General features: G+C 65.2%; 17 protein-coding genes and 1 pseudogene. 9 read left to right on the top strand and 9 right to left on the bottom strand.

All coding sequences use genetic code 11. The features are described 5' to 3' along the window. Positions 1–25: 25 nt before the first annotated feature. Entirely contained in the window at positions 26–1,324 is a 1,299-nt protein-coding gene (locus tag VF769_RS04055; protein ID WP_331007089.1) for a dicarboxylate/amino acid:cation symporter, read from the bottom strand. A gap of 133 nt (positions 1,325–1,457) precedes the next feature. Between VF769_RS04055 and VF769_RS04050 the strand changes: the two genes are divergently transcribed. Both VF769_RS04050 and VF769_RS04045 read left to right on the top strand, forming a co-directional pair. After that, positions 1,458–3,575 carry a PQQ-dependent dehydrogenase, methanol/ethanol family gene (locus VF769_RS04050; protein ID WP_331007088.1) on the top strand — a complete coding sequence of 706 codons (2,118 nt, stop codon included), beginning with the start codon at positions 1,458–1,460 and terminating at the stop codon, positions 3,573–3,575. Positions 3,576–4,270: 695 nt separating this feature from the next. Next, positions 4,271–4,693 carry a hypothetical protein gene (locus VF769_RS04045; protein WP_331007087.1) on the top strand — a complete coding sequence of 141 codons (423 nt, stop codon included), beginning with the start codon at positions 4,271–4,273 and terminating at the stop codon, positions 4,691–4,693. 327 nt (positions 4,694–5,020) lie between these two features. Here VF769_RS04045 and VF769_RS04040 read toward each other — a convergent pair whose 3' ends face one another. Next, positions 5,021–5,413 carry a hypothetical protein gene (locus VF769_RS04040; RefSeq protein ID WP_331007086.1) on the bottom strand — a complete coding sequence of 131 codons (393 nt, stop codon included), beginning with the start codon at positions 5,411–5,413 and terminating at the stop codon, positions 5,021–5,023. A gap of 227 nt (positions 5,414–5,640) precedes the next feature. Between VF769_RS04040 and VF769_RS04035 the strand changes: the two genes are divergently transcribed. Together VF769_RS04035 and VF769_RS18420 are read left to right on the top strand one after the other, a co-directional pair. Then, on the top strand, positions 5,641–6,030 hold the full coding sequence (locus VF769_RS04035) for a hypothetical protein (RefSeq protein ID WP_331007085.1): 390 nt from the start codon (positions 5,641–5,643) through the stop codon (positions 6,028–6,030). 4 nt (positions 6,031–6,034) lie between these two features. After that, positions 6,035–6,200: pseudogene (locus VF769_RS18420) on the top strand (DUF2256 domain-containing protein). Between the two features lie 8 nt (positions 6,201–6,208). Here VF769_RS18420 and VF769_RS04030 read toward each other — a convergent pair. Both VF769_RS04030 and VF769_RS04025 read right to left on the bottom strand, forming a co-directional pair. Beyond that, positions 6,209–7,831: a long-chain fatty acid--CoA ligase gene (locus VF769_RS04030; RefSeq protein ID WP_331007084.1), complete on the bottom strand. Its 1,623-nt coding sequence runs from the start codon at positions 7,829–7,831 to the stop codon at positions 6,209–6,211. A gap of 65 nt (positions 7,832–7,896) precedes the next feature. Further along, positions 7,897–9,228: a cytochrome P450 gene (locus VF769_RS04025; RefSeq protein WP_331007083.1), complete on the bottom strand. Its 1,332-nt coding sequence runs from the start codon at positions 9,226–9,228 to the stop codon at positions 7,897–7,899. Positions 9,229–9,339: 111 nt separating this feature from the next. Here VF769_RS04025 and VF769_RS04020 point away from each other — a divergent pair, with 111 nt between their 5' ends. Together VF769_RS04020 and VF769_RS04015 are read left to right on the top strand one after the other, a co-directional pair. Next, entirely contained in the window at positions 9,340–10,152 is an 813-nt protein-coding gene (locus VF769_RS04020) for an SDR family NAD(P)-dependent oxidoreductase (RefSeq protein ID WP_331007082.1), read from the top strand. Between the two features lie 39 nt (positions 10,153–10,191). Beyond that, on the top strand, positions 10,192–10,986 hold the full coding sequence (locus VF769_RS04015; protein ID WP_331007081.1) for a thioesterase family protein: 795 nt from the start codon (positions 10,192–10,194) through the stop codon (positions 10,984–10,986). Here the strand turns inward: VF769_RS04015 and VF769_RS04010 are convergent. Both VF769_RS04010 and VF769_RS04005 read right to left on the bottom strand, forming a co-directional pair. Further along, positions 10,983–11,720, bottom strand: coding sequence for an MBL fold metallo-hydrolase (locus VF769_RS04010; protein WP_331007080.1), 738 nt, complete (start codon positions 11,718–11,720; stop codon positions 10,983–10,985). The genes VF769_RS04015 and VF769_RS04010 overlap by 4 nt on opposite strands. Positions 11,721–11,777: 57 nt before the next feature. After that, positions 11,778–12,491, bottom strand: a complete 714-nt coding sequence (locus VF769_RS04005) for a TorF family putative porin (RefSeq protein WP_331007079.1) — start codon at positions 12,489–12,491, stop codon at positions 11,778–11,780. A 570-nt stretch (positions 12,492–13,061) separates the two neighbouring features. Here VF769_RS04005 and VF769_RS04000 point away from each other — a divergent pair. From VF769_RS04000 to VF769_RS03990, 3 genes are all read left to right on the top strand, one after another. Continuing rightward, positions 13,062–14,276, top strand: coding sequence for a serine hydrolase domain-containing protein (locus VF769_RS04000; RefSeq protein ID WP_331007078.1), 1,215 nt, complete (start codon positions 13,062–13,064; stop codon positions 14,274–14,276). Between the two features lie 122 nt (positions 14,277–14,398). After that, entirely contained in the window at positions 14,399–15,994 is a 1,596-nt protein-coding gene (locus VF769_RS03995) for an ABC-F family ATP-binding cassette domain-containing protein (RefSeq protein ID WP_331007077.1), read from the top strand. A 128-nt stretch (positions 15,995–16,122) separates the two neighbouring features. Further along, a complete protein-coding gene (locus VF769_RS03990) occupies positions 16,123–16,896 on the top strand; it encodes a hypothetical protein (protein ID WP_331007076.1) in 774 nt (257 codons plus the stop codon). Here the strand turns inward: VF769_RS03990 and VF769_RS03985 are convergent. The 3 genes from VF769_RS03985 to lptE all read right to left on the bottom strand — a co-directional run bounded on the left by VF769_RS03985 (position 16,893) and on the right by lptE (position 19,252). Beyond that, on the bottom strand, positions 16,893–17,624 hold the full coding sequence (locus VF769_RS03985) for a cytochrome b/b6 domain-containing protein (RefSeq protein WP_331007075.1): 732 nt from the start codon (positions 17,622–17,624) through the stop codon (positions 16,893–16,895). The genes VF769_RS03990 and VF769_RS03985 overlap by 4 nt on opposite strands. A 105-nt stretch (positions 17,625–17,729) precedes the next feature. Next, positions 17,730–18,755 (bottom strand): DNA polymerase III subunit delta, encoded by a 1,026-nt coding sequence (holA, locus tag VF769_RS03980; protein ID WP_331007074.1) that lies wholly within the window; start codon positions 18,753–18,755, stop codon positions 17,730–17,732. Next, complete coding sequence (gene lptE, locus VF769_RS03975; RefSeq protein ID WP_331007073.1) at positions 18,752–19,252, bottom strand: LPS assembly lipoprotein LptE; 501 nt, start codon at positions 19,250–19,252, stop codon at positions 18,752–18,754. Before lptE ends, holA begins: the two co-directional genes overlap by 4 nt.

The raw sequence follows: 19,252 nt of genomic DNA, 5'->3' as shown, positions 1-19,252 counted from the left end.
GCCGCCGCTTTGGATGCAGCGGCGCTCAGATTTGCGACGGTTCAGGGTCTTTTTCGCCGCGTGAAACAACGGTCGCGACCACGAGATCGCCGGTCACGTTGAGCGTGGTGCGGCACATATCGAGGAAGCGGTCGACGCCGAGGATGAGGCCAATGCCTTCCGGGGGAATGCCGACCATCACCAGGATCATCGCGATCACCGGCAGCGAGCCCGCGGGCACGCCGGCGGTGCCGATGCCGCCCAGGATGCAGACCAGCATGACGATGACTTGCTGGCTGAGGGAGAGCTCGACGCCGAAGAATTGCGCCAGGAAGAGAACGGTGACGCCTTCGAACAGAGCGGTGCCGTTCTGGTTGGCGGTGGCGCCGACGGTGAGCACGAAGCGCGCGATCTTGCGCGGCAGGTTGAGCTCAGTCTCCGCCGCGCGCAGCGAGACGGGGAGGGTGGCGTTCGACGACGCGGTCGAGAACGCGACGACGATGGGTTCGCGGACATGGCCAAAGAATTTGAGCGGGTTGCGGCCCGCGAGCAGCCAAATGCACAGCGGATAGATAACGAACATATGGATCGCCATCGCGCCGACGGCGACGCCGACGAAGGCGGCCAAGCGGATCATCAGGTCCCAGCCGAACAGCGCCGCCAGATTGAACATCAAGCAGGCGATGGCGATGGGCGCGAGTTTGATGACGATGTTGATGAGCTTCATCATCACTTCGAAAATGCCCGCGATGGTCAGTTGCAGCTGATCCGTCGCTGGCGTGCGCACCAGCACAAGGCCAATGCCGAACAGCAGCGCGAACACCATCACCGGCAAAACCAGGTTGGCGCTCGCGGCGGCGAAGACGTTTTGCGGGATGAGGTCGAGGAAGAATTGGCCGAGCTGCACGCTTTCCGGCGCGTTCTCGACAATCCCGGCCGCGCCCTCGGCGCCTTGGGCCAAGAGTTGTTGCGCCAGCACCGGATCGACGCCGTCGCCCGGCCGCAACGCGTTGACCATGCCCAGGCCGATCAGCACCGCGATGGTGGAGATCACCACCGTCATCATCAGCGTCTTCCAGCCGACGCGGCCGAGCGCGCCGAGATCGCCCATTTCCGCAACGCCAACCACGAGCGCGCTGAACAAGAGCGGCAGCACCAGCATGAAGAGCAAGCGCAGGAAGATTTGACCTAGCGGGCCGGTGATGTTGGCGGTGAGCCATTCCACCCACGGCGCGTCGCCGCCGACATTCATGTTGACCCAAAGCCCGGCGCCGAGGCCCACGGCGAAGCCCAGCAGCATCAGAACATGGAGCGGGATGCCGCCCTTTTTGGTCGCTTCGGTCATGGCGCTCCCCGCACTTTGGTGTGTTCGTGGCTAGCGACGTAGGGGCAGGGGATCAAGCGCACTGTTGGTTCCGTGAGCTAGACAGCGTTTCGCCGGAGGCGTTCAATGCTGCAAAACACAATAGGGAGCGGTCATGAGACGAATGGCGGTGGCGGTGGCCACGGGGGTCGCTTTGGCTTTGGCCGCTTGCGGGCCGTCCGGACCGGCCGCGGTGAACGAGGCGCGCATCGTCGCCGCCGACCGCGAGCCCGGCAATTGGCTGACGCATGGGCGCACTTATTCCGAGGATCGCTTCTCGCCGCTGACCGATATTAACGCGGAAAATGTGAGCGAGCTTGGTCTCGCCTGGACCTACGAGATGCGCATGCCGCGCGGCGCCGAAGCGACGCCGATCGTGGTCGATGGCGTGATGTACGTCACCTCCGCCTGGAGCATCGTCTATGCGCTGAACGCCGCGACAGGGGAGGAGCTCTGGGTGTTCGACCCCGAGGTGCCGCATGAACGTGGCGCTTCTGCTTGTTGCGACGTTGGCAATCGCGGCGTCACGGTGTGGAACGGCAAAGTCTATGTCGGCACGCTCGATGGTCGACTGATTGCATTGAACGCGCGCGACGGCGCGAAGGTTTGGGAGGTCGTCACTGTCGATCAATCGCGCCCCTACACGATTACGGGCGCGCCGCGCGCCGCGCGTGGCCTCATCTATATCGGCAATGGCGGCGCCGAATTCGGCGTGCGTGGTTATGTGAGCGCCTATGACGCCGAGACCGGCGAGCTGCGCTGGCGCTTCTACACAACGCCCAATCCGCGCGAAGTCGACAACGCCGCCTCCGACTCCGTGCGCGACACCGCGCTCGCGACATGGAATCCGACAGCCGGCGCCTGGCTTGAGAGCGGCGGCGGCGGCACGGCGTGGGATGCGATCGTATATGATCACGAGACCGACACGCTCTGGATCGGCGTCGGCAATGGGTCGCCGTGGAACCGCGACATTCGTTCGCCAAACATCGAAGGTCGCAACAACGACAATCTGTTTCTCTCGTCCGTTGTGGGCGTCGATCCCGACACGGGCGCTTACAAGTGCCATTATCAGGAGACGCCAGGGGAGACCTGGGATTACACCGCGACCCAGCCGATCATTCTGAGCACGCTGCAAATCGGCGGGCAGGAGCGCCGCGTTCTGATGCACGCGCCGAAAAACGGCTTCTTCTATGTGATCGATCGCGACAATTGCGGGCTGATCTCGGCCGGCTCGATCGCGACGCAGACGTGGGCGAGCGGTGTGGACATGAGCACCGGGCGGCCGATCGAGAATGCCGAGGCGCGCTATGCGTCCGGCACAGCGATCGTGCTGCCGTCGCCGTTCGGCGCGCACAATTGGCACCCGATGTCGATGTCGCGCGACACCGGCCTCGTTTATATCCCGGTGCAGGAGCTGGCGCAGGATTACACCGCCGATCCGGCCTTCGTGTATCGCCCGGGCCGCTGGAATACGGGCACGGTGCATGCGGCGTTGCCGACAGATCGCGCCACGCGCGCGGCGATCCGCAATTCGATGCAAGGCTTCCTGCTGGCGTGGGACCCGGTGAATCAACGTGAAGCTTGGCGCGTGCCGCTTGGCACGCCGTGGAACGGCGGCACATTGGCGACGGCGGGCAATCTCGTTTTCCAAGGCACGCTGACGGGCCGCTTCCGCGCTTACAATGCGCAGACCGGCGCTCAGCTTTGGGATTACGACAACCAAGCCGCGACCATGGGCGGGCCGATCACGTACTCGGTCGATGGTGTGCAATATGTCGCCTCGCTTGCCTCTTATGGGACGCTTTGGTTCCTGCCGGTTGGCTTCGGCATCGCCGATCCGCCGCGTGAGCCTGTGAATGCGCGGGTCAACGTGTTCCGTATTGGCGGCACGGCGAGTTTGCCGACGCGCGAATTGGTGCGCCTGCCGATGGAGCGGCCGCCGACCCTGCGCGTCTCGCAAGCCGTGATCGCGCGCGGCTCGGCGGCGTACGGCGCCTTCTGCGGCGTCTGCCACGGCTCGGGCGCGACCTCGGGCGGCGTGCTGCCTGATCTCCGCCGCGCGCCATCGCTGCAGGATGCGAGCGTCTGGCGCGACACCGTGCACGGCGCGCGCGCCGCCAACGGCATGCCGGATTTCAGCCAATGGGTCAGCGCCAGCGACGCCGAAGCCATCCGCGCCTATGTCGCCAGCGAAGCGCAGGTGCTGTACGCCGAGGAGCAACGCGCGAATTAGGCGCGCGTCCGCATTGGCCTTGCGGCCTTCGAAAACTTTGGCCCGAGGAGGGCCGGAGACGCGGGATTGCGCGTCGTAAGAAGGGCGCCGTTGGCTCGGCGCTTATGACGCGTAAACCCGCGTCTCCGCGATTGTTCGAGGCGTCGGCTCCGCTGCGGGCGTTTTTTCACACCAGAGAGACGGACCGCCGACGGCGTGCGGCATGTCGTGTTCGCGACATTGCCGGTGCGCTCCCGCTGTTAGCAGCGGGCTTCGAACATCAGCGCCATCGCGGCTGACGGAGCGATGCGCCAAGCGGCAAGCCTGCATGACGCGCCCGACCCGGGCCGCTACCCCCGCACATCCGGCGCGCACCTTGAACGCGCTTGATCCGAATGGCCGCGCAAAGTTCGCGGCAGGCGGAGGAGCGTTGATGTTTCACGCTCAATCGCATCGCCGCCGCGTCGGTTCGAACAGGGTACCAACTGCCCTCCTGCGGAGGCGATGGCGGGAGAATACGGGCGGTGGGGGAGGGGTTGAATAGATTTTTTTGAAGGCGCGCTGGTCGATGTGGGCGCGGCGTGGACGGGTCCGCAAGTGCGCACGAAGCGGGCATTCCGCACGTCAGGCGCATAAGGCTGGAATTCGCCGAAGATGGACATTGCGTGGGTATCACGGACCAGACAAATTCTTCAGCCTGAAAGGGGGTGCGCGGCATGTGGAGGTTTCTCTCGGGGTGGCTTGCAGCCACGCTCTTAGGGGCGGCTCTGAAGACGATATTTGATATAGTTTTGTTCGCATCAGTGTTTGCAACGGCGGTGCATCAGACTCCCGCAGCATCCGATCTGCCGAACGCAGGGAATGCACTTCTAGCGACGGTGCTCTCCTACGCGATTGATTTCCTGCTGGGCTTTGCGGTTGCATTTCTACTCTCCCGCCGATTTCCCGCCGCTCACCTCGGCATCTTCATGATCGCTGGCCCCCTCGCTCTAATCGCGCCAAGGCTCATTTTTGTTGGTCCAGCATTTCTCGCCCTGCTCTGGCAGAACACGCTGGCCGAAATCGCAATCGGCTCAATTGCGGGATTGATTTGCGGCTGGATCGTAAGACCACGAGAAGCCGAGCCTACATCCGCATAGGGCCAATTATAGCCGCTCGGACAAATGCATACCAATGGCCGCTTCGGCGGCGCGGGAAAACGGCAAGGTCCGCCTGTGCCCGAAGAGGGGACGGCGTGGCGTGCTGGGGACGGTCACACGGCTTTTGAGCCGCGCGGGCCGTTCAATTGGAGGAGACGGAAGTTCAGCGCCGCCGCAACGCTCAAGACAAAGAACACGACCAGGGCGAGTGTCGAGGACAACGCCAAAGGAGACACCTCGTGGTTATGGACGCGCCAGACTAAGGCGCGCATGCGCATCGGGTCGATGCAGACTTTCGTGCAACGGCGCGCGACATGGCGCGTAGGCTCACTGGCCCTCGTCGGTGATGTGGTGCCCACATGTCGTTTGGTCCGCGGCGGCGCCGCTCACGCTCACCAGCACGGTAGCCGTTCGTTGGCGGTCGACGCCCGCGATGGCGCACGGTCGATCGTCCCGTATCTCCAAAAGGAGACCGCGCCCACCGGACTGAGCGCGATACCTCGTGCCATTCCAGCGCGGGAAGCTTGCTTCGACGTCGTTGAAGCGGAGCTCTTCGGCGCCCGAAATGACGACCACGCTGTCATTCGAATAGATGCGAACGATAGGCGCGCCCGTCGTCGCGACAGTCTGAAAGACCAGCCGCGGTTCGTCGCGCGGCGGTCCGCTGGCGCAGGCGGCGGCGCACAGAAGCGCCAATGCTGAGGAAAAGTGCTTATTCAAGTCGCCTCACCGCCTAACTTCACCCGGGCAACGCCGTTCACGATCAGCATCGGCGCGAGGGCCGCAGCCTGCAACACCAAATTAGCGCGATGTGACCGCCATGTGGCGTTGACAGGTCCGCGCCGGTGCTTGGTAAGTTCAACGCGCGAATGGGGCATTTTTCGATCGCGGCTTCGCGGGCTGGATTCATGTGGAACCGATTTCACCGAAACGTTCGGGGCTCCGCCTTGATCGTGACCATTGCGCTTCTCAGCGCCTGCGCGACGGCGCCGCCGATTGCGCGCCATGCGCTCGTGGGTCAGTGGCGCCAGGCGGAACATGAGTGCGGCATGGCGCTGGACGTTCGAGAATTGGAGTTCCATGCCGATGGCCGCTTCAGCGTCACGTGGCGGCCGTTCGAGACGTATCGCGATTATTGGGGGCGCTGGAGCTTCGATGAGCGCACCCGCGAACTCGCGCTCGTCATGGAAGGTGGCAACAATCGGCCGGCAGATTTCGTGGGACGAGGACGGATCAGGCTCGCCGATGGCGCCTTGCATCTCGGCGAAATTTCCCTGGGCTCGGCCTATGGAAGAGGGCCGTGCCCGGCGTCGTTTCGCCCGATGCAATCGCGTTAGCCGCATGGCGCGGAGAAACGCGAACGGCGCGAAGCGGGCGAAAGCGGATTTACCGACGAAGATCTGCGCCGCATGTGCGCGTCCGTTTGCGTGGCGCAAGAAATGGGCGCGGGATTGGGCGCAGGTGCTTCTGCTCGGACAAGTGCCGCGCGGCCGGCGCGAAATCCTAGCGCCGCACTCACCGCATCAACAAATCCGCATAGCGTTGCCGCAGCACTTTCTTGTCGATCTTGCCGGTGGCGGTGAGGGGGATGGTGTCGAAGAGGATGGCGTCGGGGCTCCACCATTTGACGATGCGCGGGGCGAGGAAGGCGCGCACGTCGTCTTCGCTCACATTGGCGCCGGCGTGAGTTTCGAGCACGAGGATCGGGCGCTCTTCCCATTTGGGATGCGGCACGCCGACGACGGCGGCGATGCGCACGCCAGGGCAGGCGACGGCCGCGTTCTCCAGATCGATCGATGAAATCCACTCGCCGCCGGATTTGATCACGTCCTTCTTGCGATCGGTGATGCGCATGAAGCCGAACGCGTCGAGCGTGGCGATGTCGCCGGTGTCGAACCAGCCGTCGGAATCGGTGACGTCTTTGTCGCCGCGATAATAACGTTGGATGGTCCAGGGGCCGCGCACCATCAGAGCGCCGGAGGTTTCGCCGTCATGCGGGGCCTCGGCGCCGTTCTCGTCGACGATCTTGAGCTCGATGCCGAATTGGAGGCGGCCTTGGCGGGTCCAGATGGCTTCGTCGAGCTTGTCTTCACCGAGGGCGGCAAGTGCGGGCGTCGGCGTGGCGATGACGCCGAGCGGGGCGGTTTCGGTCATGCCCCAAATTTGCAGCACGCGGACGCCGTAATCCTTCTTGAACGTCTCGGCCATGGCGCGCGGCACGGCTGAGCCGCCAATGACGACGCGCTGCAGCTTGCCGGGCGTTTGCCCGGTCTGCTTCAGATGCGCGAGATACATGGTCCAGATCGTCGGCACGCCGCCTGAGAAGGTGACGCCCTCGTTGACGATCAGCTCTTGCAGGCTTGCGCCATCCATGCGGTCGCACGGCATGACCAGCTTGCAGCCATTGATGGGCGCGGCGAACGGCAGACCCCAAGCCGAGGCGTGATAAAGCGATGAGCAGGGCATGACGACGTCGAACGCGTCGAAACCGAAGGCGCTGTTGAGGCCGGAGGCCATCGCATGCAGGACGATCCCGCGATGCGAGTAGAGTACGCCTTTGGGATCGCCGGTGGTGCCGGACGTGTAGCAGAGCATGGCGCCGGCGTTTTCGTCGATGCTGGGCCAGACGAAGGCGTCGTCGTTTTCGGCGGCGAGCAAATCCTCATAGCAGAGCGCGCCGACGGCGCCGGCTTCGTGCGCGCTAGCATCGCTCAGCATGATGAAGGTCTTGACGGTTTTCATGCCGGGCCGGAGCCGCTCAACAAGAGCGAGGAAGCTCTTGTCGAACAGCAGCACTTCGGCTTCGGCGTGATTGAGGATGAAGTCGATCTGCTCGTCGAACAGGCGGGGATTGACGGTGTTGAGCACCGCGCCCAGGCCGGGCACGGCGTAGAAGAGTTCGAAATGCCGATGCGTATTCCAGGCGAGCGTGGCGACGCGGTCGCCGGATTTGACGCCGAGACGCTGCAGCGCCTTGGCGGCGCGTTCGGCGCGGGCGAGCGCGTCGCGATAGGTGAGGCGGGTGAGCGGCTCGTCGATGAGCCGTGAAACAATCTCCACGCCGCCATGCGCGGTCGCGGCGAATTTGAGGATGTCGATAATCTGCAGCGGCTTGGGCTGCATCAGGCCTGGGATCATGTGTGGCGTGCTCCGCGCGCAGTGTGGGCCAGCGCGCGCGGATCGCCAAGGGTGAGGCGCGGGCCCTAGCCGCCCAAACGCACGCCCAGACGCGAGATCGCGTGCACGAAATTGTTGGGGGCGATGTCGATGTCGCCGGTCCAGGTGGCGTTGGGGTGGCGGGCGAGGATTTGGCGGTAGGCTTCCTCAAGCTGGATTTGCGCCACGCGTTTGCCGAGGCAGACGTGCGGGCCGTAGCCGAAGGCGATGTGTTTATCCGCGTTGGCGCGTTCGACATTGAGGGCGTCCGGATTGTCGAACATGGCGGGGTCGCGGTTGGCGGCGCCGTAATACATCAGCACCTTCTCGCCCTCGGCGATGTCTTGGCCGGCGATCTCTGTGTCGCGCGTGGCGGTGCGGCGCATATAGATGACGGGGCTGACCATGCGGATGAATTCGTTGGCGGCGTTGGCCATGAGCTCAGGCTGGGCCACAAGCTTGGCGCGCTGATCCGGGAATTCGGTGAGCAAGCGCATGGCGCCGGAGAGCGTGTTGCGCGTGGTGTCATTGCCGGCGAACACGATCAAGAGCCAGGAGCCGTCGAGATATTCATCGGCCAGCAATTCGCCGTCGAGCTTGGCGTTGGCGATGGCGGTGAGCAAATCCTCGCGCGGCTCGGCGCGGCGCTTCTTCAGGATGTCGCGGCCGTAAGCGAACATCTCTTCGACATTGCTGTTGAAGGCGCCGATGAAGGTGAGGAGGTCTGGCGAGAGCTGCAGCGTGCCGACGCGCTGTTGCATGGCGAGGTCTTGCGCGCGCTCCAGATAGTGCATCCATTCGAGGAATTTGGGGCGGTCCGGCTCTGGGACGCCGAGCAATTCGCAGAGCGTGTAGAGCGGCAGGCGCGCGGAGAAATGCTCGACCATGTCGATCTCTTCGCCCGCGTGCGGGGCCATGGCGTCGAGCAGACTGGTGACTTCCTGCGCGATGCGGCCCTTCAGCTTGTCCAGATATTTCGGCGTGAAGAACGCCATATGCTCGCGGCGCAATTCGAGGTGCCAGGGTGCGTCCATATTGATCATGGCGTCGAGCGAGGCGCGCGTGAGCAGGGGATGGCCCTGCTCCGGCTTCGGCGTGCCCATGAGGATGCCGCCGCGTTGCGAGGAGAAAGTCTGTGGGTCTGAATTGACCTTCATCACGTCGGCGTAGCGCGTGACCACCCAGAAGCCGGCGCCGCTGATGGGTTCGTCCACCCAAGCCACGGGCGCATGCTCGCGCAGATCGCGGTAGAGCGCATAGGGCTGCCCCTTGGTGAAGACCTTGATGTCGGTCAGCGCCGTTGCGTCAACCTGCTTGTTGCGCGCGGCGAAGTTCGGACCGGGACGACCCTCGACGGCGGTTTGACTGATCAATTGCATCGGGCGCTCCAAATCGTGTTGCGGGGAAACTAGGCCGCCGCGGCCCGCGTGCAAGCGTGGACGTGAGGGCCGCGTTGGCGCACCATGCGCTGACGTACGGAGAGGGTGACGATGTTCGAAGGCAAGACTTGGTGGATCACGGGCGCGTCGTCGGGCATCGGCGCGGCGTTGGCGGAGGCGCTGGCGGCCAAGGGCGCGCGCCTGATCCTGTCGGGACGCAACGAAGCGGCGTTGCGCGATGTGGCGGCGCGCGTACCGACGGAGACTCTGATCCTGCCGTTCGAGGCGACGGATTTCGCGCGCGTGCCGGACATGGTGCAACAGGCCTGGTCGTGGCGCGGGCGGGTTGACGGCCTAGTGAACAATGCCGGCATCTCGCAGCGCTCGTTGGCGGTCGATACCGCGTTCGAAGTGTATGAGCGCATCATCGCCGTCGATCTGATGGCGCCGATCCGGCTAACGCAGGCGCTGTTGCCGCTTATGGTGCGCGCGGGCGGCGGGCATCTGGTGGCGATTTCCAGTGTGGCCGGCATTGTCGGCGCCCCGCTGCGGGCGGCGTACAGCGCGGCCAAGGCTGGCATCATTGGCTATCATGACAGCGTGCGCGCGGAGACGACGCATCAGGGCATGAAGGTGCTGGTGGTCGCGCCGGGCTCGGTGAAGACGAACGTGTCGAAGAACGCACTCGACGGCAAAGCGCAGACGCGGGGCTTCAGCGATACGGCGATCGACAATGGGATGCCCGCCGACGTCGCCGCGAACACAATAGTCGATGCGCTGGAGAAGGGAACGCGCGAGCTTATCCTAGCGGAAGGCATGGAAGCGATGGGCGCGGCGCTGCGGCGGAGCAATCCCGATCAATTGTTCGACGTGATGGCGAAACTTGTTGCCGATGGTTACGCCAAGAAGCTTGGCGCGGAGTGAGGCTTTGCGCTGGGCGCGCGGGGCGCCTATCAAGAGCGCATGAGTTCGCTTGCTGATGTTGTCGCCGCGCTCGCTCCGGAGGGGGAGAGCTTTGCCATTGATGCGCCCGAAGCTTGGGCGCAAGGCCGCACGCTCTATGGCGGCATGACGGCGGCGCTTGGCTATGAAGCTTTGAAGCGCACGCACGGCGCGCTGCCGCCGCTGCGGTCGGCGCAATTCACTTTCGTTGGCCCTGCTTCGGGACGCCTGCGGTTCGCCTCGCCCCTGCTGCGGCGCGGGCGGTCGTCGGCGATCTTCGCCAGCGAATGCGTGAATGATGAGGGCGCGGTGGCGCGGGCAGTGTTCGTGTTTGGCGGCGCCCGCGACAGCCAGGTCGCGCACAATTATCTGCCGATGCCGGCTGTGGCGCCGGCCGCCGATTTGAAGCCGTTCCGCAAAGAGGGCGGCAATGCCCCGCCCGGCTTCTGGAATAATTTCGAGACGCGTCTCGCCGCTGGCGGTCGCCTCCTGGAGCAGAGCGCGCCGCGGCCGGAATTCAGCGTTTGGACGCGCTTCCTCAATCCCGGCGACGCTGATCCGAACACGGCCCTGCTCGCGCTTGCTGATTGCCTGCCGCCGGCGGCGATGGTGCATTTTCCGAAGCCCGCGCCGATCAGCACCATGACCTGGACGGTCGATGTGATGGCGCCGCTGGAGCGGCTCGATGCGTGGCACCTGCTCTGGGCGTCGAGCGAGCAGGCCGGCGAGGGCTATTCGATGCAAGCGATGACGTTGTGGGACGACGCGGGCAAGCCGCTCGCCGTTGGCCGTCAGGCTGTGGCGATCTTCGTCTAAGTGTAGCGCTTCGAGCTGCGCTGTTCGCCGATGTCGGCGTCGACTTTCTCCGCGCCGGCATAGCCGGTGATGCGATCGGCGACGAACGGATTGGTTTGACGTTCGCGGCCGAAGGTGGATGTGGGGCCATGCCCCGGCACGAACGCCATGTCCTCGCCCAAGGGCCAAAGCTTCTGCGTGATCGAGTCGATCAATTGCTGATGATTGCCCTGCGGAAAATCGGTGCGGCCGATCGAGCCGGCGAACAAGACGTCGCCGACGAAGGCGATGCGCGCGTCCTTGTTATGGATCACGACGTGGCCGGGCGTGTGGCCCGGCGTATGCGACACGTCGAAATGCACGCCTTCGAATTCGAGCACTTCGCCGTCGGTGAAATAGCGGTCGGGTTTCACATTGCGCAGGCCCGGCACGTTGTAGCGGGTGGCGGCGTCTTCGATTTGGTCCAGCCAGAATTGATCCGCCTCGTGCGGCCCTTCGACGGCGACGCCGAGACGTTCGCGCAATTCGTCCGCGGCGCCGGCGTGGTCGACATGGCCATGCGTCAGCCAGATGCGGGTAAGTTTCAGGCCAAAATGGTTGAGCGCGCCGATGAGCTTTTCGACGTCGCCGCCGGGATCGACGAAGGCGGCGTTCTTGGTCTCTTCGCTCCAGATCAGCGAGCAATTCTGCTGCAGCGGCGTCACCGGAATGATGCGGATCTGCAGCTTCGGCTGCGGGGGCGAGGCGTCGGTCATGGTGCTTGAATGGAGATCACGGGCAGCCCGCGCAAGCTTTGACGCTGCGCAAAGCGTTCAGAGGCCGCGGCTGATCGAGAAGACGAATGCGCTGTCGTAGCTGTCGGGACCGTACGTGTAGGCCTCGATGTCCGAGCCGGCGTCGATATCCGTGTCATGGTAGCGCAGGTCGAGCGTGAACCCGTCCACAACGTAGGCGGCGCCAAGATTCCAGGAGGCGTAAGTATCCTCCTCCGCCGCGCCAAAGGGGCCGTCGGGGTCTTCGACGCTTTGTGAGCCAAACGTGCCGGAGAAGACGAATTCGTCCGTCATCTCATAGGCGGCGCTGAGTTCGATATAGGTCGCCTCGCCCGTGTCGCCATAATTGTCTGGCGCCACATAGAGGGCGGGGCGCACCGAGAAGCTCTCGGTCAAGGAGAACGTGCCGGAGGCCATGAATTCGAGATAATCGAGCTCCGCTGCTTCATCATCGGCGCCGGGATAGAAATAGCCGAGCACGGCGAAGTCCCAGGTGATTGGGCCGGTGGTCGGCGTGAAGCCGGCATAGAGATCGAGTTCGACGCCGTCGGTGAGGCTTGAGCCCCATGTGCCGACATAGAAATGCTCGTCGGTCCAATCGAAGCCGCCTTGCACGGCCATGGCGCCGTCGCTGAGCGACACGCCGCGAAAGACGTAATCGCTGACAAGGCTGATATTGCCGGAGAACTCGCCCGCGTGCGCGGCGCCAGCCGGCGCCAGCAAGGCCAGTGTTGCAAGACCCAGTCGCTTCACCTTGGCACCTCGTCGTTTGCGCGAGGCTTGGCCGATTTGGTGAAGGAGGCCTTAAGCGAGGCCGCGCGCGAGACTTAAATCGCGCGCAGAGAGAAGGGCGCCGAGGGGGAGCATCCTCGGCGGCCTTCTGTGGCGCACTCGTATGGTCGCGGGGAGCTACGCGACGATCTGAGCGGCTTGGCTGAGTGTGGCCATCGCCATCGGTGCGAACACAGCGCAGGCGGCGATCAAGGCGTAGAACTTAGTCATGTGCGGGCTCTCGAAATTCTTGTGGGCGGGGCCGATCAGGCGACGATTTGCGCGGCTTGGGTCAGGGTCGCGAAGGCGACGGGGGCGAACACGGCGCAGGCGGCGATCAGGGCGTAAAACTTGGTCATGGGCTTTGCTCCTCAGGTCTCGAAGCGGCGTCGCTTCGATGAAGAGAACCTACCCGCACCCCCGCCCGGGCGATGTGACCATGGTCACGGTCCGGGACCGTGCCCGCGCGCCGTCTTGACTTGGCTGGGAACAACGAAGAACGGTTTGGGCGGCGCGACAGAAGACGCAGGACAACGCGCTTAGGGGACGATCGTGAGTGGCGGTGGACCGCTTCTAACACGCCGACACGTGGGGGCGGCCCTTGGCGCCGCCGCCCTCGCCGCGTGCGGCGCGCCGCTCGCGCGCCAGCCGACCGAGGCCAGACCCACGGGCAGAGGGGTGACGCCCCCGCCGGCGCCGCTGACGCGGCTTACCCAAGCCGAACTCGATCGCTTGCGGGCGATCACCGGCTCGCCCGCCTTAGCCGCGATGGCGCAAGCTGAAGCTGGACCGGTGGTGGGCTGGGTCTCGGGCGTGCGGCGGCGCGATGCGTCCGATCCCGCGACGCTGTCGGATCGCTGGCATCTGGGCTCAATCACCAAGTCGATGACGGCGACGTTGGTGGCGCGCTGTGTCGAGGCCGGTTTGGTGAGCTGGGACGACACGATCGAATCCGTGCTGGGCGGGTTCATGCCGAGCATGCGCGATGAATATCGCGGCGCGAGCTTCGTCCACCTGCTCTCGCACCGCGCCGGGCTGCAGACCGATGTGATCGATGTGGGCCTGCTGGGCCTGCCGTTGACGGAGACGGACGCGCGCGAAAGCCGCCGCGTGGTTGCGCGTTATGCCTTAAGGCAAGAGCCGGTCGGCCGGCGCGAAGACACGTTCGAGTATTCGCAGAGCGGCTACGTCATCGCCGCGGCGATGCTCGAAGCGAAGCTCGGCGCGCCGTGGGAAGAGTTGATGCGCACGCATGTGTTTGCGCCCTTGGGTTTGCAGAGCGCGGGGTTTGGTCCGCCGGGGCTGAGCGATGAAGGCGAACAGCCCGTCGGGCATGCGTCGTGGTTCACCCAGAGCTTGACCCCGCACCCGCCGGGCGAGGCCATCGCCGACATTCCCACGGCCTGGGCGCCGGCGGGATCAACGCATGCGTCGCTGCCGGACCTGATCCAATATCTGAACGCGCATCGCGATCGCTCCACGCTGCTGCGGCCCGAGAGCTGGGCGCTGATGCATACGCCGCCATTCGGCGGCGATTACGCGCTGGGCTGGTATCTGCGCAATGGCGGACTTTGGCACAACGGCACCAATTCAATGTGGTACGCCGAAGTTCTGATCGATACCACGGCGAAGACCTCGGCGGCGGCGGCGTGCAATGACGGCCGCATGGAAACGGTGACGCCGATCGTGCACGCGGCGCTGATGAGCGCGGCGCGGTATGATGATTTCAACGTCGACCATGTTGAGCAGACGCGGATCGCCGGCTGAGCCGGCTCTTGATGCGTCGGCAAATTTCGCTATATCGGGCGCCTCAGCACAAGGACGCGCACACGTGAACATCGCCTGACAGCCAAACCCTTTGTCGGATTGCCTGCGGACTATGTGTGTTCATGTCGTCGATTGTTGTGTCCAAGCTCGGCTGGGTTTTGCCCGATGGCCGGCCTCTCTTCTCTGATCTTGATCTGAGCTTCGGCGCTGAACGCGCGGGGCTTGTCGGCCGCAATGGCGTGGGCAAGACCACGCTGCTGAAGATTATTGCCGGTGAACTTGCGCCGCGCACAGGCTCGGTCAGCGTGCGCGGGCGCATCGCGGTGCTGCGCCAAAGCGTGCAGGTTGGCGCGGACGAAACCGTCGCGGATGTGTTTGGCGTGCGTGATGCGCTGGCTTTGCTGGCGCGCGCGGCGCGGGGTGAGGCTGGCGCCGACGAATTGGCGCACGCCGATTGGACGCTGGAGGCGCGTGTCGAAGCGGCGCTCGCGCGGCTTGGCCTCAGCGCCGACGCAGAAACGAAGCTCGCGGCGCTCTCCGGCGGCCAACGCACGCGCGCGGCTTTGGCGGCGCTGGTGTTCGCCGAACCGGATTTCCTGATCCTCGATGAGCCCACCAACAATCTCGACCGCGAGGGCCGCGAAGCGGTGATCGCGCTGCTGGCCGAATGGCGGGCGGGGGCGATTGTCGTCAGCCACGACCGCGAAGTGTTGGAGAACATGGATGCGATCGTGGAGCTGACGTCGCTGGGCGCCACGCGTTATGGCGGCGGCTGGAGCGCCTATCGGGGGCGCAAGGCGATGGAGCTTGCCGCTGCGGCGCGCGATCTCGACGATGCGGAAAAGCGCATGGCCGAACTCGCCCGCACCGCGCAGGCCACACTCGAACGCAAAGCCCACAAGGATCGCGCCGGCAAGCGCAAGGCCATGCGCGGCGACATACCGAAAATCATGCTGGGCGGCATGAAGGAGAATGCGCAGAACACCAGCGCCGAGCATGCGCGTCTGGTGGAGAAGCGGCGCGCGCAGGCTCAGGCGGATGTCGCCGCCGCACGCGAACGTATCGAAGTGCTGCAGCCTTTCGCGGTGGCTTTGGCGCCGACGGGGCTTGCCGTCGGCAAGCAGGTGCTGCGGCTGAAAGATGTCGTCGCGGGCTATGAGAGGGCCACGCCGGTGATTGATGGTTTGTCGTTGGAGCTTGTTGGCCCTGAGCGCGTCGCGATCACCGGGCCGAATGGCGCCGGCAAATCCACGCTGCTGGCGTTGATCACTGGGACGCTGAAGCCGTGGTCCGGGGAAGTCCGGGTGACGGCGTCTTGGGCGCTGCTGGATCAGCGGGTCTCCATGCTCGATCCAGAGCTTTCGATCCGCGATAATTTTCGCGCGCTCAATCCAGACGCTGATGAGAATTCCTGCCGCGCGGCGCTGGCGCGCTTCATGTTCCGCGCCGATGCGGCGTTGCAGAGTGTTGGCACGCTGAGCGGCGGGCAGATGTTGCGGGCAGGGTTGGCGTGCGTGCTGGGGGGGCACGCGCCGCCGCAGCTGCTGATCTTGGACGAACCGACCAATCATCTGGACATCGACTCGATCGAAGCGGTCGAAGCCGGGGTGCGCGCCTATGATGGCGCGTTGCTCATTGTCAGCCACGATGAGACGTTCCTGGAAGCCGTGGGCGTCACACGGCGCCTTGAAATGTTTGGGCGGCGCGGGAACGGGTGAGCGGAAACCGCGTTCATCAGGGGCGCGCACTTTCACCCCCGCCCTGCGCGCACCTTTAGAAAGCGGCCCTCCACCGGGCCGCTTTCGCACGTTGAGTTTCCGTGACATCGATAGGCGCGGAGGCGCGGGTGGCGGACGACGGTTTTGAAGGCGAGATTGTTTTGGAGCCGCCGGTGAATGTCGGCGCGCCGGAGGGCATGGCGCTTCTGACGGCGCAATTCGTGCGTTATCCCGGCTGTCAGCAATTGATCTTGTGGCTGCCGCAACCCGGGCGGCCTGGCTATGGCGCGCTGCGCATTGTCGGACCGGATGGCGCGCTGATGGAGCAGGCGCCGGTGGCCTCGCGCCTCAATGGCAGCATCCAGATTCTGACGGATACGTTCGGCTGGCCGCCCGGCGATTATCGCGTCGAGATCGATCACACGGAGGGCTGGCGTCATGAAGTGCGCATGCGCAAGCTCGAAGCGGGCGTCGCCGCGCCCAAACCGCCCGCGCCGACGCATGAGGAAAAACCGAGCGATGCGGCGCGGATATATCGCGACGGGTTTGGCAATGTGATCCCGAATGTGGATTTGGAGATGCGCCGCGATGCGTTGGAAACCATCGTGGCCAAATTCACGCGCCGGCTTGAGTTCGAGGGCAATGCGCGCGCGGGGACGGTGATTTATATCGAGGGCGAGCGCCGCATCCGCTTCTCGCACGAGATGTGCGCGGGCCGCGTGAAATTCAGCATCGACCTGCCGCGCCCGCAGCATTGGGAAGCGCAAACGGGCGCGCTGCTTACCGCGCGCGACGACATTGTCGAATTCGTCGCGCGTGAAACCCAGCGCACGCAAGCAAGTTCCTGGGCGTACGAGATCCACGAAGATCGGATCGACTTCGTGGACCCGCGTCGCGCCTAGTCTTCCTCCTCGCCGCGTTCACCGCCCTCGTGCGCGCCGCCGTGCTCAGCTTCGGCGCCAACGTAATCGGTCGGGATGGGCTGGGCCGCGAGCGCGAAGGTCGTCGTGGCGGCGAGGGCCAGGGCCACGATAAGCGCGACAGGATGGGCGGCGCGGGCGTCGGCGCCTGGCTCGTCGGGACGGCGCCGCTTCGCGCCCGAGATCATCGCTGGCACAAGCCGGTCGCGGCTGAGCCAGGATTCAAGCGCGACGCCGATCAGGTGCAGCACGACCAAGGCTTGCAGCACGCGGAACAAAGCTTCGTGCAGCTCGGCCATGTTTAAGCCGCCCATGCCGACGAACGGCCCAGCCATCTCATCGCCGCCGCTGAAGAGACCGGTGATGACGAGCGCCGAGACAATCGCCAGCAGCGCGAAGATGGCGACGCCGCCCAACGGATTGTGGCCGAGATGGCGCTTGGGCTGGTCGCGGAAGAGGTCGCCGAGATGCTGGATGATCGCGCCGGGCCCTGCCGCGAAGTCCGCGAAGCGGGCGCGCTCATTGCCGATGAAGCCCCACAGAATGCGGAAGACGATGAGACCGGCGATCGCTTCTCCGGCATAGCGATGCAGCGTCGCCGCGCCGCCCTCTTCACCGCCGCTGAACCAGGACACCGCCAACAGCGCAACAAGCGCCCAGTGGAAGACGCGTGTGGGCAAATCCCAGACGCGAACGAGTCTCTCTTGCATAATCGTCTCCTCGAGCTTGGCTCAAGGAACCTTTTGCGCCGCGCTGGCTGACGTTTCGCAGGCGGCGGGCGTCAGCGTTGCATCAGGTGCAATCGCGTTTCAGAGCTAATTGCCGACGAGCTTGGCGACGCCGCGATACGCGTCCGCGGCGATCAATTCCTGCGGCGCGCCCGCTGTTTTGCTGCGCAGCTCCGCGGTCCAGAGCACATCATAGGCGGCGTTGAGCTTCTTGGCGGTCCAGAGCCGCGCTTGGGCGGCGACCGCGTCGCGTTCTTTCCAGAAGACCGGCGGCCGCAGCTTGGCGATGGCGTCGGTGGGGCTCATGCCCTGGTCGATCAGCGCGCGCGCATCGCGCAATTGGTGCAGGCGACGCAACAGGGCGCGGAGCGCGGAGACGCCAGAGAGGGCATCGATCCGCGCCAGCGATTCCACCGCTTGCGCCGCGCGCCCTTGCGCGGCCGCGAGGGACGCGGCGTCGAGCGCGCTCTCGGCTTCGCTGGCCATGAGCGCTTCAAGATCCTCGATGCTGATCGGGCGGCCGAGATTGTGGGCGTAGAGCGCGAGCTTCTCGATCTCTTGGCGCGCCAGGCCGCGATCGGGCGGCAGGCCGCCGACAAAGATCTCCTCGGCGTCGGCATCGAAGGCGAGCTTCAAATCCTTGGCCAGCGCCTTGGCGTATTGCGCGCGCTCGGCGTCGGTCTCTTCGTAGAAGGCGATGACGGCGGCGTTCTTGGCCGCGCCAAATTCCTTCACCAGTGACGCTGTTGAGCCGAGATCGCCCGCTTCGACAATGAGGTAGCCGCTGGGCGCGCCGGCTTCGATCGCGCCCAGCGCGTCAAGGATCGCCTCGTCGCCGCCTTTGCCATTGATGCGCGCCCAGACGATCGTCGGCCCGCCCAGCAGCGATTGCGCGGCGAGCGCGTCGGCGAGCTTAGCGCTGTCTTTCTTGATCTCGTCGTCGCCCATCTTGGTGATGGCATAGGGATCGTCGGACTTGCCGAGCGCCCAGGCGGCGAGGGTTTGCGCCGCCTCGTGCACGAAGCTTTCGTTGGGGCCGTAGAGCAAAACAGCGCGGACCGCTTTGTCCGGCTTGTCGAGAAAGCGCCGGATCGAGGCGCCCGCGATCTTCACCGTGCGGCGCTCTGCGCCCGCGCTTGCGCCACGCGCATGGCGAGTTCGGCGCGGAAACGCTGCGCCATGGTTTCGGCGGCGCGCTCGCGCGCGTCGTCTTGCGCGGCAATCTCGCCGAAGGCCGCGGTCGGGATGTCGTAATTGACCGTGGTGATCACCGAGCCGCGCATGACGCGGCCTTGGCTGGTGGTCGGCGGGGTGAGTACGTAATTGGCGGTGAGGCGCAATTCCGCGCGGGTGGCGGACTCGTCGACGCGGATGCCGAGATTGCTGACGCTCTCCGAGAGCGTGATTTCCAGCTCCATCGGCGGCGAGCCGTCATTCTCGACCGCGAGCAGGCGGGTCAGCTCCGTGCGCAGCACGTGGCCGGCCTTGCCCTCGATCTCGACGATGCTCACTGGGCCGATGGCATTGCCGCCGCCGGCCGGCGCGTACATCGGCTGGAAGCCGCAGGCCGCGAGCAGCAGAAGCGAAAGGCTGGCGATCAGTACGCGCAT

It is taken from the genome of Vitreimonas sp. (assembly GCF_036392335.1).
GTDB lineage: Bacteria > Pseudomonadota > Alphaproteobacteria > Caulobacterales > Aquidulcibacteraceae > Vitreimonas.
The sequence above is the reverse complement of the archived record's forward strand: the minus strand, read 5'-3'. Positions and strand labels throughout refer to the sequence as shown.

Excerpts from the sequence above, each read along its gene's own strand:
- VF769_RS04030 (WP_331007084.1), bottom strand. The coding sequence starts at position 7,831 with ATGATCCCAGGCCTGATGCAGCCCAAGCCGCTGCAGATTATCGACATC.
- VF769_RS04020 (WP_331007082.1), top strand. The coding sequence starts at position 9,340 with ATGTTCGAAGGCAAGACTTGGTGGATCACGGGCGCGTCGTCGGGCATC.
- VF769_RS04010 (WP_331007080.1), bottom strand. The coding sequence starts at position 11,720 with ATGACCGACGCCTCGCCCCCGCAGCCGAAGCTGCAGATCCGCATCATT.
- lptE (WP_331007073.1), bottom strand. The coding sequence starts at position 19,252 with ATGCGCGTACTGATCGCCAGCCTTTCGCTTCTGCTGCTCGCGGCCTGC.
- VF769_RS04055 (WP_331007089.1), bottom strand. The coding sequence starts at position 1,324 with ATGACCGAAGCGACCAAAAAGGGCGGCATCCCGCTCCATGTTCTGATG.
- VF769_RS04025 (WP_331007083.1), bottom strand. The coding sequence starts at position 9,228 with ATGCAATTGATCAGTCAAACCGCCGTCGAGGGTCGTCCCGGTCCGAAC.
- VF769_RS04015 (WP_331007081.1), top strand. The coding sequence starts at position 10,192 with ATGAGTTCGCTTGCTGATGTTGTCGCCGCGCTCGCTCCGGAGGGGGAG.
- VF769_RS04050 (WP_331007088.1), top strand. The coding sequence starts at position 1,458 with ATGAGACGAATGGCGGTGGCGGTGGCCACGGGGGTCGCTTTGGCTTTG.
- VF769_RS03985 (WP_331007075.1), bottom strand. The coding sequence starts at position 17,624 with ATGCAAGAGAGACTCGTTCGCGTCTGGGATTTGCCCACACGCGTCTTC.
- VF769_RS04045 (WP_331007087.1), top strand. The coding sequence starts at position 4,271 with ATGTGGAGGTTTCTCTCGGGGTGGCTTGCAGCCACGCTCTTAGGGGCG.
- VF769_RS03995 (WP_331007077.1), top strand. The coding sequence starts at position 14,399 with ATGTCGTCGATTGTTGTGTCCAAGCTCGGCTGGGTTTTGCCCGATGGC.